The sequence below is a fragment of the Halomonas sp. M1 genome, from assembly GCF_029581375.1.
Classification (GTDB): domain Bacteria; phylum Pseudomonadota; class Gammaproteobacteria; order Pseudomonadales; family Halomonadaceae; genus Vreelandella.
Map to the genome: position 1 here is coordinate 1,595,845 of NZ_CP121119.1, position 13,026 is coordinate 1,608,870.

The following is a 13,026-nucleotide window of genomic DNA, read 5'->3' on the forward strand; positions in this document are numbered from 1 at the left end:
TTATCCCGTTGTGGCTAACGCAGACACGCTACGTCTGTCGCCTCCCCTACAAGAGCACTGCGACTTGGGCGCAGCTACTAGCTATTGGCACGATACCCAAGGGCTTAACTTGCCAGCGCTATTGGCGCTTGGCCCGGCGTTTGAGGAAGTCCAAACTAAACGCGATTTAAATTTCGGCTATACTCAAAGCGATATTTGGCTACGGACTCACCTACATAACGACTCCGACGAGGCGGCCTCGTGGCTGGTACGGTTTGAATACCCCTTTCTGGATCACGTGACGCTGTACACGCTGCGGGGTCAGCTTAGCGAAGCGCAACACAGCGGCAGCGCACTGCCAGTATCCACGCGAGCCTTGGCGCACCGCCAAGCGGTCTTTCCGCTAACGTTAGAGGCAGGCGAACAAGTCACGCTCTACACCCATGTCAGCGCATCGGGTAGTAAGTTTTTAAGCTATGCCTTAATGACGCCCGAAGCTTTTTATGCACAAAATGACCGACATAATTTCTGGCTGGCGACCTATTTTGGCATGCTGTTAGCGCTCAGCACTTACAACCTGCTGCTGTTTTTTGGTTTAAAAGAACGAGTGTTTCTTTACTACGCGCTCTTTGCATTTGGCTTCACGCTGGCAATATTGACGTTTAACGGCCTTGGCACGCTGATATTCTGGAGTTTTTTAGGCGATAACACAGCACGCTTAGTAGCGTTCGGATTCACCTTTGCCTCTACCATGGGCACGCTATTTGCCCAAAGCTTTCTCAACACTGCCCTCTACTGCCCTCGTTGGCACCGCGCCATTACATTTTTCCGGGGTTATTGTTGGCTAGCGCTGATAGCCGTGATGCTATTGCCCACACAACCCGCTCTCCGCTTAATGGACATCACCGGGTTTACGGCATCGCTACTTATACTTGCGTGTGGTATTTATTGCAGTTGGTGTCGGGTGCCCAGTGCCCGCTTATTTGTACTCGCTTGGTCGCTATTTTTACTCGGCGCGGCGGTTTTTGCCCTGCGCAACCTTGGTCTACTGCCCGCTAACTTTATCACGCTACACGGCATACAAATCGGCTCAGCGCTGGAGATGCTGCTGCTCTCCTTTGCCCTCGCCGCGCGTTTTAACAAGCTTAAAAAGCAAAAAGAGCAAGCCCAAGCAGAAACCGTTGCCATGCTGAAACATCAAGAAACACTTTTAGAAGCCAAAGTAGCCGAGCGTACCTATGCACTAGAACGCTTAGCCAATCACGACATGCTTACCGGTTTGCTCAACCGCAATGGCTTAGCCCGCTGCGCCAGTCAAGCCCTAGAGCGCAGCCGCCAACAACATACCCCGCTTTCCCTGTTTATGTGTGACCTGGACCGCTTCAAGCCTATTAATGATGCGCATGGCCACGAAGCAGGCGACTTTGTACTGCAACAAGTAGCCAAACGGTTAACACACTTAGCCCGAAATGATGACCACTGCGCGCGGTTTGGGGGAGATGAGTTTGTGGTTCTTTTTGAAGGGCTGTGCGACCCAAAAGCCATTGATGAACTGCGTTGCCGTATCGAACAGGCCATTCAACAACCTATCAAACTTCCTGATGGTAGATTGGTCTGCATTGGGGTCAGTATCGGCACGAGTACCAGTTATGATGCGAATGCAACGCTGGAAAGTTTAATGCGTGAAGCCGACCACAACATGTACGCGGTAAAGTCGTGCCAACCATACTACCGCTACGGCTCTGCGGGGTAACGGTCACTGGCTTTTTACGAAAACAGCCTAGGAGAAAACCAGCAAGGCCGCACACCCCGCAGCCCCCACGGCGAAAGGTAAAAACTGGCTATTACGATCTTCTGGCAACTCCTCTTTTAGTACGTTGAGTACCAACCCCCCCGCTACAAAGGCATACACCAGGCTGATAACCGCGTCTGTTACTTGGAACGCCTGTCCTACTAACCAGCCCATAAACACAGCAGCCGCCAGCACCCACCGACCTTTGGCCATATAAATATGACGATGATGCTGCACCAAACCGTGATCGTTAACTAGAAAATGAAACCCCATGGCTAAAAAGAAGAACAACACTTCTGGTAGCTGGTTATCGCGATATACCAATAGATAGCCAATAAGGGCGTTATAGAGTGAAAAAGAACCAATGTGGATCCAGAAAACACCCTGTAATTTCCCCAGGGTGGCAGGCTTTTGTTTGCCATCACGGCGGGAGTACTGCTTGGTTACCTGCTCCAAGCCGTAAAATACCGCTAAGCCCGTTAAAGCAACGATGTAGGCGTTATGCTCAAGCACAAAGAGCGGCCCATGGGCTGCAATAGTTTCATGGGCCTCACTAAGCGCTGGAAAAATGTGGACGAACACATAGCCCACTGAAACGCCCCCCGCAAAGGAGAGCCAAGCGCTCCGAGGGAGCGCATTCAAACGTTGAAGCTTGCCTGCAAATAGATGAATGGCCGCCAACCCTAGGGCAAATGCCAGCTGCAGCCACATAAAACAACACTCCTTGTTGTTTAGAGAACCGAACGTTAAAGGGTCGGGTTAATCAAACAAGCTCATGCGTTTCATCACGTTGTCGCGCTTAATTTGCCAATGGTATAGCGCCCCCGTTACGTGCAGCGCCAGCAAGGCAACAATGGCCCATCCCAAACGCTCGTGCCAAATAAACAGCTCTTCTGAAAGCGCCTTATGCTCGCCAATTAGCCCTGGCAAGTGCCAGTGGAAAAACTCCACAGGGAATCCCCCGCTAGCAGTAGCGGCCCAGCCTAACAGCGGCATGACAATTAACGCCAAGTAAAGCAAGTGATGCACGCTGGTGCTGGCAATCCGCTCAAACCTATTAAGGGGTGGGTCATGATCTGGAATAAGAAATGCTAAGCGGGTAATGATGCGTAGCGTCATCAACAGCAAGAGGGCGACACCCAGCGTTTTATGGCTCGTGTAGAGAAAATTAGTCAACGTATTGCCTACTAAATTGACGGTTCCCTCATAACCTAAAAACCCCAGCGTTAACCCGGTCAACAAGGAGAGCAGTACGACACCTGCCACCAGCCAGTGCAGCACCCTGTGTGGGTAGATATAGTGATCCAACTCGTGCATTGAGTGCTCCTACGGCTAATCACGTGAGCTAATCGTGTACTACCAGAATTAAGCGTAGTTCAGTCATATAGAGTAGCAGAATTTATAACACCCCCTTTCGACCAATTTCTGTTTCTACCGCTCGGAAAAACAGTGGCGCGCTGTGGGTGTCGCCAACTGTTCACGAATTAACTCACCAAGCCTGCGGGCTGGCTCTGAAGGCCGATGAGGCGCACGGTGCAGGGCTAACTCAATCAAAGGTAACGCTGGCATACCGCTGCTTTCATCTAAAGGCCGTAGCGAAGGGGTCAGCATGCTGCGGGTAACCACTACCACGGCGAGCCCTGCGGTGACGATAGGCGCAAGGCCCGCCATAGACTGGCTGGTATAGGCTACGCGCCACGTTCGGCCAGCGGCTTGCAGCGCTTGTTCTGCCACGTCACGAAACAGATCCGCGCCTGGGGAGTAGAGGGCAAGCGGGATAGGGTCACTTAGCAGGGGGTGCTGGTTAATACCCACCGCCCAAACAAGCGGCTCACGGCGAATCACCTCTCCACCCGGCGAATTACGTTGGCGCGTTACCAGTGCCAGGTCAATCTCAGCGGCCTTTACCTGCTCAACCAGGTGCGCGCTGGTGCCACAAATTACCGTTAGGCCTACCGATGGGTAGAGTTGATGAAAGTAAGCAAATACCGACGGCAGTAGAGAAGCGTAATCTTCAGGAATACCAAGCGTTAAATCGCCCGTCACTTGCCGCGCCTGCATGTCGCTCCACGCTTCATCGTTAAGGGCTAGTAAGCGGCGAGCGTGGGTCAGTAAGCGCTCACCTTCAGAGGTGAAGCGTAAGCGCCGCCCTTCTCGCTCATGCAAACGAAGCGCTAACTGCGTTTCTAAACGCTGCAGCTGCATACTCACGGTGGACTGGGTATACGCTAACCGTTTGGCTGCGGCGGTCACACTACCCGTATCAGATATTGCCACCAGCGTTCGCAAAAGCGTCAGATCTAATGTGGGCGCTCGCATACATCACCATTATTGATAAAAACAATCATAAAAGATTGATATTGTGATACATCACTTCTGAGTATGCTGCGGGGAGTTTCAAAAAGACAAGGAGAACTCCATGTATCCCGCTCACTCAACCGTTGTGGCGTCACCTTGGTACAGCATTGTCGCGGCGTTAGTGGCCGTGATGCTCTGGAGCGTAGCTCCGCTATTGGCAGAGCTTGCCCACACGTCTTCCCCACTGCAATTAACCGCACTCACACTCTTAGCAGGTGCCCTCGCCACACTTCCGCTTAGCCGCAGGGTACCTGTGACAATGTTGAGTAAAGGGTGGCAGCTCAGCGTATGGCTGGGCGTTCCGCTGCTTATATTTGGCGCTGTCAGCAGTTACTTTATTGGCATGCGCCTGGCACCTGCCGCAGAAGCCGCCCTCATTACTTACACGTGGCCCGTATTGTTTGTGCTGTTAAGTCAGTGGAGTCGCTTTGGCAAACTACGCATGGCAGGGGTTATAGGGGCACTTATCGCGTTTTCTGGCGCTGCCCTACTATTGTTACCCCAAGCGCTAAGTGGTGGGTTTGGCGGGGCAACCACTGGCTATGTATTAGCACTACTCGCTGCCTGCTGTTGGGCTCTTTACTCTTGGTTAGGCCAAACGGCTCCGCTGGCCTTAACGCCGCTGCTGCCGCGCTTGTTGCTGGTTGCTTGCGCGATTGCAACCAGTGCGAGCCTGCTCATGGAAGGAAGTATTGAGGTGCCGAGTGGCGACGCCCTGCTAGCAGGCATCGCCCTGGGGCTAGGTCCTTATGGCATAGCCATGGTCGCCTGGGACAAAGCGCTGCGCCTAGGACATGCAAGCATCGTTGGCAGCCTTGCTTATGGAGTACCAATTCTGGCGGCCGCGTTGTTAGTAGCAGCCGGGGTGAGCGTGCTGGATTGGCGGCTACCCTGTGCCGCCATGTTAGTAGTGGTAGGCTGTTTAAAAGCGGGTCGTTAACAGGCCATCTCGCCCTATGGCAAGGGTAAGATGGCCTAAAAAGTCGGTACGCTTAACGCATAAAAAAGAGCGTTTGAACGTTGAGTTTACGCTTAGGTCGTCGGCTGAATATTTGCGGGTTCCGCACTTACCTGAAGCTCGAACATTCCGCTACCACGGGTGCTAAAGCCACGAGCAATGACGGTGTAGGTGCCCGGCAGCAGCGCTTGTTCCAGCAGTGCGTCGGTGCCGCTGCCACCATCATCATCACTGTAAGAGACGCCTTCACCGTATAGCTCAAGGTAGGCATCAAAGTCGCTGGAGCGCATGGCCAGCGTTACCTGAGAACTCTCTTCCAGGGTGAGTTCATAGGTCAGCGGCTCACCGCTGTACCAGCCATTTAACGTTTCGCCCAGCGTTAACACGCCTTCATTACGCAGCTCGACGCCGTTAGGTAAATCACGCGGCAATACTGAAAGGGAAAATAAACCGCTGTCATTGCCAAAAGCGGTGCGCGCAGTGAGCCGGTACACGCCTGGCGCTAAGAAATCCGCAATTCGTGCGTCTAGGTTGCCCGCGCTGTCATCATCTTCGCGAAAATAGCCGTTAGGGCCTTCTAACTCAAGATAGGCATCTACGTCGCTTGAGCTCATCTCAATTTGGTACATGCCCGCGTCTTCAATGTCTAGTTCATAGTGAAGCGCCTGACCGCTGTACCAACCATTCAAAGTCTCGTTAGAAGTAATTGTGCCATCGTTACGCAGCTCGCCATCTCCTGGTAACGTTTTTGGCTCAGCGGTTAACGTAAATAATCCAGTGCCTTCACCGTAGGCCGAACGCGCGGTTACCTGGTAGTCACCAGGCGCGAGAAAATCGACAATTCGCGCATTGAGATTCCCTGCGCTATCGTCGTCTTCACGGTAATAGCCGCCGGGGCCTTCCAGCTCTAAGTAGGCATCAAAGTCATCGGCCAGCATCTCAATTTGATACATGCCAGCTTCTTCTATCGTGAGCGTTAACTCGCGAGAAGCCCCCTCAAGCCAACTATCAATAGGTGTCTCGATGGTGAGGGTGTCTGAATCACTCAGCTCAATGGCGCGGCTATTAATGCTAAAGGGGCCATAGCTGTGCTCATCGACGCCGCTAACCACCACTATGTACTCTCCACCCTCTTTGATAGGCTGGCGCAGCGTAGGGCCACTTCCCAGTAACGCTAGCTGGTCGTCATACAGTGCAAACACACCTTGTAATGCGCCCCGTAGGGAAAACTCAACCAGCGCCCCCTCTTCCAAATTGATGGCATAGCGTAAAAAGCGGCTACCATCTTTGCCATTTAGCTCGCTGGTTGACGTAATCTCCCCATTTACCCGCTCACCTAGCGTTAAGCTTTCAAGCGCACTTTGTGGCTGAGGCTCTTCAGCATCAGGCTCCGAACTAGACAGTGTTTGCGCCGCTAAAAAACCAACAGCAGCACCGCCAACGGCAACAATAATTAGCGAAAGAGGAGAAGACTTGGCCATGGGGCATCCTTATGGGTGACAGTCATACGCGAGCTATAGCTAGGCTAAATTATATGATGCTTACATGAACAACGTGAGCATTTAAAATACTGCAGCGCACAAAAAACATTGTTCGATTATAAATTAGCCTGGGGGCAGTAACTGACTGAATCCCAAGGCCAACTACAAAAAATTAAAAAAATCGTAATTATGGAGCTATTTGCATCGATCTTCTTAAAGCTTGCTGACTCCAAACGGGCACGCTACTATCAGAGAGCCTAATCGGCACCTCATCGATGCATTACCCTCGATATGAAAAAACTGAGGTACTCCCATGGGAGCCCATAAGCGACTTATCCGAACGAGCTGTTTAGCAGCGTTACTTATTGCGTGTACTGCTACAACCGCTGTTGCCAATGAATTAGAAACACAGCAAGGCGTTGCCTCTTTTTACAGTGACCGTTTTCAAGGCGCGACCACTGCCAGTGGTGAACGCTTTGATCAGCAGGCGCTAACGGCTGCTCACCCGAGCTTACCGTTCGGCACCAAAGTATTGGTCACCCGCCCCGATACAGGTCAGAAAGTAGAGGTTCTAATCAATGACCGCGGCCCCTTTGTTCAAGGGCGTGTCATTGATCTCTCTAAACGAGCAGCTACTAAGCTTGGCATGATTCGCCGAGGCACGGCGCCTGTTCTACTGACCCTGATGGACTAAACCTGCTGTTATAGCCTGCAGTACAGGCGACGTAGCGAGTTAACGGATAGCACACCCGCAAGTGTGTGATACCCCTTAAACGAACAACTCAATACATCTGTTTCAGTTGCACCCATCTAGAGCGGCTTCTTAGCCGCTCTTTTTATGGTCGCTGCTTTTTACCTGTATCAGCCCTCCTATTTCTTCATGGCGAACTTGCGAGCATGCTAACAGTCTCTATCCTGCAAGAAGGAGATTCACTTCGCATCAGCAGGAGGCATACATGCAATCACGGTTTTTCACCTTAACTGGCTACCCCACCGGCTTGCCCGAGCGCGAACTATTTTCGCTGGAACACCAGGAACTTCCCGCCCTCGGCGAAGGCGAAGTACGCATTCGCAACCACTGGCTGTCGGTTGACCCCTATATGCGTGGCCGAATGACCGGCATGCATACCTATATCGCACCTTTTGAGCTTGGCAAACCCATGGAAGGTGGCGCTATAGGAGAAGTCATCGAGTCCAACGACTCTCGCCTCAAGATAGGAGATACCGTCAGCCACATGGGGGGCTGGCGAGATATTGCCCAGGTTTCTGCAGAGGGTGTCACCCCACTACCCGATATCGATGTGCCAGAGCAGGCATATTTAGGCGTCTTAGGTATGCCTGGCATGACCGCCTGGACAGGCTTAAATATCATCGCCGAGTGCAAACCAGGAGATAACGTGCTGGTCAGCGCCGCCAGCGGTGCTGTTGGGTCGTTGGCGGTTCAGCTTGCTAAAGCGAAAGGCTGTCACGTGGTCGGCATTGCAGGACCAGCTCATAAGCTTGCTTGGCTGGAGTCATTGGGTATCGAGCCGGTAAGTTATCGTGACCGCACTGCTCAAGAACTTAGCGATGCTATTAAGCTGGCGAGCCCCAACGGTATTGATGTCTATTTCGAGAACGTTGGCGGCATCTGCTTAGAGGCTGCACTAAGCCAGCTTAATGAAGGCGCGCGGATTGCTGTCTGCGGCATGATCGATAGCTACAATGCAGAAACGCCGCCCCCTGGCCCTCGTAACCTAGCGCAACTGGTGGTGCGTAAAGCCAAAATGCAGGGCTTTATTGTGGCGGATCACTGGGCCAGCTACCGCTACTTTCTCAACGAAGTGGCGCCGCAAGTAGCAAAAGGCAGCATCAGCTATAAAGAAACGGTTCAGGAAGGGCTTGAAAGCACACCTGATGCATTTTTAGCGCTTTTTGAAGGCGGCAACACCGGTAAAATGTTAGTCAAGCTAACGTAGCACCCAACAGCATAGACTCAAACAGGGCAACCCTAGGGCTGCCCTGTTTCTTAAACGCTATATGTAATAGCCATCCCTTTAAAAAACGTCCTTTAAAAAACCGTATTTTAAAAACCGTTCTTTAAAAGCTAAGCTCCACCCCGCCATATACGCTGCGCCCTGGGGCGGGTTCATAGTAGCGGCCAAAAGTGCCATTTAAGCGCACATTGTCATAATACGTTTCATCAAACAGATTCCGAACTCCTAGATAGGCGTTTAAGCGCGTATCGCCTCCTAACTGCCAACCATCTCCCACCCGTAGGTTCACCAGCCAATAGCTATCAATTTTTGTCTCATTGGCGTTATCCGCTACCAGGTCACCAACATACTGGGTTTCCAGCGTGGCAAAGCGTTCATCCAACCCCTGCCAAGTAAGCTGGTTCATCCAGGTTTGCTCGGGTAGGCCTGGAATACGTTTACCATCAAAGCGCTCGTTTGGGGTGGCAAAACTATCAAACTCATACCGCGCCAGTGTTAAAGCGCTATCTAAGCGCCACTGGTCGGCAAGTTGCCAACCAACCGCCAACTCCAGGCCATCGCGGCTGGTATCACCAGCGTTTTGGTAGAAGGTGCGGCCCCCTTCATCAAAAGGCACCAGTTCATCACGAACCCGTACTGAAAATAGCGCCAAATCATAATCCATCGCCAATGGCGCCATATAGCCGCGTAGACCTACTTCTCGGTTCCAGGCTTTTTGTGGCTCCACAGCAGGGTTAAAACCACCGCCTGCCGGGTTAGCAAACTCGGCAAAGGTTGGCGTTTCAAAGGCGGTACCCGTATTGATATAGGCTTGATGCTGTGGACGGTAACGGTAACTAAGCCCCGCCGAACCGCTCCACTCGTTAAAGGTGCGCTCGCCACTTTGGTCGCCATCTTCAAAATAGCGGTCATCCACCTTCAGCTCCACGCGGTCAAAGCGGGCGCCAAGAGAGAACGTCACCTGCTCGGTCAGTGCCAAATCACCCTGGGCAAATACCCCGGTAGAGATCGCGGTTTGAGTCTCTGCCGCCGACTGTTCACCAACGCTACCTTGAGCGTTAACGTTGTTACGAAAGCGCTCATCCTCTTGGCGCGCCACGTCTGCGCCCACAATATAGTTTAGCGGTAGGCCGCCCAAGGTGATGTCGTGGTGATATTCGCTGCTGACGCCAACATAGTCCCGCTGAAAGCCCAAGCGGCTATCGCCTACAAAGGGCAACTGTTGCTCAAAGTCGCGCCGGGCGATAAACCCCTTAAGATAAAATTCGCCAGGGCCCGCGGTTAAGTCTTCGTACTGTAGGCCAATCAGCTGTTGATCAACCCGCTGCCGGGCGTCCAGTGCTAAGGCATTGGGGGCCGCCTGGTGTCGCCCACTCGAAACTTCACTGGCGTTCAACGCCCCCGGATCCTCTGAACGTGGGTTTTCAAGCAAATTGATAATGGCTGTTAACGCCCGCTCACTGCCTAACTCACGGCGCAGCTTGGCATTCAGCAAGTACTTTTCAGTTGAGCTTTGCTCACGGTAGCCGTCTACCTTGAGTGCCGAAAGACTCACATGGTGCGACCAGTCTCCTTGGGCTCCCCCCTGCTGCAGCGCCACTTTTTGGTAACCGTCGCTGCCCGCACCTACGCTAAGCCGTGTGCCTGGGTTATCGCGACCATCGGCGGTGGTGACATCAATTACCCCACCCGCCGCATTGCCATAAAGCACCGAGGAGGGCCCGCGAATCACCTCAATACGCTCAGCGCTGTTTAAATCAATCGCATCTAGCTGGGCCTGCCCATCTGGCAGGGTATAAGGAATGCCATCTACCATTACCGTGATGCCACGCACACCAAACGGGGCACGGGCTCCGAACCCGCGAATGGCAATACGCTGCCCCTGGGCAAAGTTATCGCGGTTTTGCAAAAACACGCCGGGCACCCGCGTAAGCGACTCATCCAGCCTGACACCCTGCTGCCCTTGGGCTATATCCTCTCGCTCCAGAGTGGAAACTGCCGCTGGGGTAGCGTAAAGCTCACGTGCCAAACGCGGGGCGCTCACCTCCACTGTGGACAGTGTTGTTGTGTCACTCACATTAGCAGAGGGTTGTGCCATTACCGGCACGCTAGCCACAGCACCAGCAAACAGTAGCGAAGAGGGCAGCATTTTTTTCATGGCATTCCCAATAAATATTGAAACAGATGATGGCTTGGTGGTTCACGCTTGACTGAGTTGAAACGGCTCTATTGCCCGCCGTGGCGCTGGCGGTGCAGTGCATGAACTTGAGCGTCCAACCCGGGCACGGGGCCATCTACAGCGAGCCCCGGCACAACGTCATTGATAGAAAGCGTTGCCACAGGGGGAGGCGCAACACCCAGTTCAGCCAGCCATACTCCCAGCTGCTGGGAGGAGCTAACATAGACAATTCGCCCAAGCCCCACCCACCCATGGGCAGCGGCACACATTGCACAGTGCTCACCCGAGGTGTACACCGTTGCCGTAGCCCGCTCTGCTGGCGACAGATGATTAGCCGCCCAGCGAGCCAAAGCGAACTCTGGGTGCTGCGTAGCGTCTCCCCCAGCAATACGGTTACGCTCTTCCGCGAGGATCTCGCCTTGGGCACTAACCAGTACACTGCCAAAAGGCTCGTCACCCTTGTGTAACGCCTCTTTTGCAAGCTCAACCGTGCGCTCAAGAAACCTCATCTCATGCGCTGCCACCATTACTCTTTCTCCTTATCACCGAACGTAACGTGCGCTTGACTATTTTTTACCTGAACCGACTATCACCATGTTTCACTATAGTGGCAAAAGTTCTACCACTTTAACTAACAATGCCATCGGTAACAGTAATGAACACTATTAACCCTAACAAACTGCACCACAGCAAATGGACCGCCGTCATACCTCAAAATAGAGAAAAACACTTTATCGTGACGCAACTGCTGCGGAATGAAGAAGAAACGGTGGAGCATGTTGTGCTGGAGGCAGTTCACTCCCACCGTGAGATCACGCTGGCATGGCAAGCGCTTAAAGACGACACCACCTGGAAGATGGGATGGAAGTAGCCGTCGACATAGCCGCGCCTAGAAAATAAACATAAAAGGCTTTGACGTCGCGTCTAAATCGTGGCACTGTAGCGTCAGTTGGTTAGCAAGCGGCATGGTTTCAGAAGTGTACGATCTTTTTCGGCAGCCTGATATTGTATTCCTTGTTTCACCCGCTACTTAAATCTGGGTAATACCAGGAACTTTATTACGGCGCATTAGCGCGAAAGGATCTAGACAATGGCAACTGGCACAGTTAAATGGTTTAACGACACTAAAGGTTTTGGTTTCATCGCTCCTTCTGACGGTGGCGACGACCTTTTTGCTCATTTTTCTGAAATTCAGTCTGACGGTTTCAAAACCCTTCAAGAAGGCGCTAACGTTTCTTTTGACGTTACCCAGGGTAAGAAAGGCCTTCAGGCTTCTAACATCAAGCAAATCTCCTAAGCCTAAGCTTTAGAGTTTGCTCAGACCCTCAAAAGTCTGAATAACAAGGCCCGCTTATGCGGGCCTTGTTGCGTTTGGGCACCCGCCTTTTGGGTGCCCGCTTTAGCTACGCGACTGACACACGCGAGTAAGCAACTAAGCGTACATCTACCGTTAGCGTTAGTGTATCCAGCGCTGCTGCCCGTGCACGCCCTTCTGCGCTCGCCCGATACAAATGCGGTGTCATGGCCAGCAAATCAGCTATCCTTTCTGCCCCCTCAAGCGATAACTCATAACAAAGCGATAGGGTTTGCTGATGTGCAAAGCCTTTAGGCACGCTTGCCTCCATAGAGCGCTCTGGCTTTAACGTGGGATAGATCACTTCCCGCAGTTCGCGCAAATGGTTTGGCCCTGCCTCCACTTGCAACAGCAGTCCGCCTGGCTTGAGCACACGGGCAAACTCACCTGCTACGGGAAAGCCAAACATACTCAGAACACAATCCAGCGTGGCCGACTGCACCGGCAAATGGGCATTACTGCCTACCACCCAACTTGCTTGAAGCGTATCCTGCTTGGCGGCGGCTAACACTGCCCACTTAGAAATATCCAGCCCCATTAATGATAAAGGCACGGAACCGGGTACCGCTTTTGCCAAGTGACGCAGGTAGTATCCTTCACCACATCCCGCATCCAGGCAGCTATAAGGTGCATTAGGCAAACCGGAGCCCGCGCGGTGCTCCTCCACCGCACTATTTACTGCTTTTGCAATAGCTTCATAGTAGCCACCATTAAGAAACCGCTGGCGAGCCGCCACCATGGCTTTACTGTCGCCGGGATCATGGGAGCGCTTGTGCTGTACGGGCAACAGGTTAACGTAACCCTGCTTGGCAATGTCGAAACTATGCCCTGCCGTGCAACGCCACGTACCGCCCAACATCTCTAACGGCTCGCCATCCAAGGGGCAAGCCAGTGCTTGAAAAGGGGTTATGCTCATAGGCGTTTCATCATTGAAGTAGAAAGAGTAAAT

Annotated in this window: 13 protein-coding genes; 6 read left to right on the forward strand and 7 right to left on the reverse strand. The window is 52.7% G+C overall.

The genetic code is table 11. From position 1 onward, the window contains the following. The first annotated feature begins 10 nt into the window (after positions 1 to 10). Complete coding sequence (locus tag P8S54_RS07190; protein WP_281443842.1) at positions 11 to 1,732, forward strand: diguanylate cyclase; 1,722 nt, start codon at positions 11 to 13, stop codon at positions 1,730 to 1,732. A 27-nt stretch (positions 1,733 to 1,759) separates the two neighbouring features. On the opposite strand, the gene P8S54_RS07195 is transcribed toward P8S54_RS07190, so the two are convergent. From P8S54_RS07195 to P8S54_RS07205, 3 genes are all read right to left on the reverse strand, one after another. Then, positions 1,760 to 2,482, reverse strand: a complete 723-nt coding sequence (locus tag P8S54_RS07195; protein WP_281443843.1) for a hypothetical protein — start codon at positions 2,480 to 2,482, stop codon at positions 1,760 to 1,762. 48 nt (positions 2,483 to 2,530) lie between these two features. After that, positions 2,531 to 3,088, reverse strand: a complete 558-nt coding sequence (locus tag P8S54_RS07200; RefSeq protein ID WP_281443844.1) for a cytochrome b/b6 domain-containing protein — start codon at positions 3,086 to 3,088, stop codon at positions 2,531 to 2,533. Positions 3,089 to 3,202: 114 nt separating this feature from the next. After that, positions 3,203 to 4,090, reverse strand: a complete 888-nt coding sequence (locus P8S54_RS07205; protein ID WP_009095720.1) for a LysR substrate-binding domain-containing protein — start codon at positions 4,088 to 4,090, stop codon at positions 3,203 to 3,205. A gap of 100 nt (positions 4,091 to 4,190) precedes the next feature. Between P8S54_RS07205 and P8S54_RS07210 the strand changes: the two genes are divergently transcribed. Beyond that, a complete protein-coding gene (locus P8S54_RS07210) occupies positions 4,191 to 5,069 on the forward strand; it encodes a DMT family transporter (protein ID WP_281443845.1) in 879 nt (292 codons plus the stop codon). Positions 5,070 to 5,161: 92 nt separating this feature from the next. Here the strand turns inward: P8S54_RS07210 and P8S54_RS07215 are convergent, their stop codons facing one another. After that, positions 5,162 to 6,568 (reverse strand): hypothetical protein, encoded by a 1,407-nt coding sequence (locus P8S54_RS07215; RefSeq protein ID WP_281443846.1) that lies wholly within the window; start codon positions 6,566 to 6,568, stop codon positions 5,162 to 5,164. Between the two features lie 313 nt (positions 6,569 to 6,881). On the opposite strand from P8S54_RS07215, the gene P8S54_RS07220 reads away from it, so the two are divergent. Continuing rightward, the gene (locus P8S54_RS07220) at positions 6,882 to 7,262 is read left to right on the forward strand and encodes a septal ring lytic transglycosylase RlpA family protein (protein ID WP_281443847.1); all 381 of its coding nucleotides are present in this window, start codon (positions 6,882 to 6,884) and stop codon (positions 7,260 to 7,262) included. A gap of 262 nt (positions 7,263 to 7,524) precedes the next feature. After that, complete coding sequence (locus P8S54_RS07225) at positions 7,525 to 8,526, forward strand: NADP-dependent oxidoreductase (protein ID WP_281443848.1); 1,002 nt, start codon at positions 7,525 to 7,527, stop codon at positions 8,524 to 8,526. A gap of 121 nt (positions 8,527 to 8,647) precedes the next feature. Here P8S54_RS07225 and P8S54_RS07230 read toward each other — a convergent pair whose 3' ends face one another. Together P8S54_RS07230 and P8S54_RS07235 are read right to left on the reverse strand one after the other, a co-directional pair. Then, entirely contained in the window at positions 8,648 to 10,702 is a 2,055-nt protein-coding gene (locus P8S54_RS07230; protein ID WP_281443849.1) for a TonB-dependent receptor, read from the reverse strand. Between the two features lie 68 nt (positions 10,703 to 10,770). Beyond that, entirely contained in the window at positions 10,771 to 11,250 is a 480-nt protein-coding gene (locus P8S54_RS07235) for a nucleoside deaminase (protein ID WP_281443850.1), read from the reverse strand. Positions 11,251 to 11,378: 128 nt separating this feature from the next. On the opposite strand from P8S54_RS07235, the gene P8S54_RS07240 reads away from it, so the two are divergent. Together P8S54_RS07240 and P8S54_RS07245 are read left to right on the forward strand one after the other, a co-directional pair. Further along, on the forward strand, positions 11,379 to 11,594 hold the full coding sequence (locus P8S54_RS07240) for a TIGR02450 family Trp-rich protein (protein WP_009095705.1): 216 nt from the start codon (positions 11,379 to 11,381) through the stop codon (positions 11,592 to 11,594). Positions 11,595 to 11,813: 219 nt separating this feature from the next. Continuing rightward, positions 11,814 to 12,020: a cold-shock protein gene (locus tag P8S54_RS07245; protein ID WP_009095703.1), complete on the forward strand. Its 207-nt coding sequence runs from the start codon at positions 11,814 to 11,816 to the stop codon at positions 12,018 to 12,020. A gap of 106 nt (positions 12,021 to 12,126) precedes the next feature. On the opposite strand, the gene P8S54_RS07250 is transcribed toward P8S54_RS07245, so the two are convergent. Continuing rightward, positions 12,127 to 12,993 (reverse strand): putative RNA methyltransferase, encoded by an 867-nt coding sequence (locus P8S54_RS07250; RefSeq protein ID WP_281443851.1) that lies wholly within the window; start codon positions 12,991 to 12,993, stop codon positions 12,127 to 12,129. Positions 12,994 to 13,026: the final 33 nt, after the last annotated feature.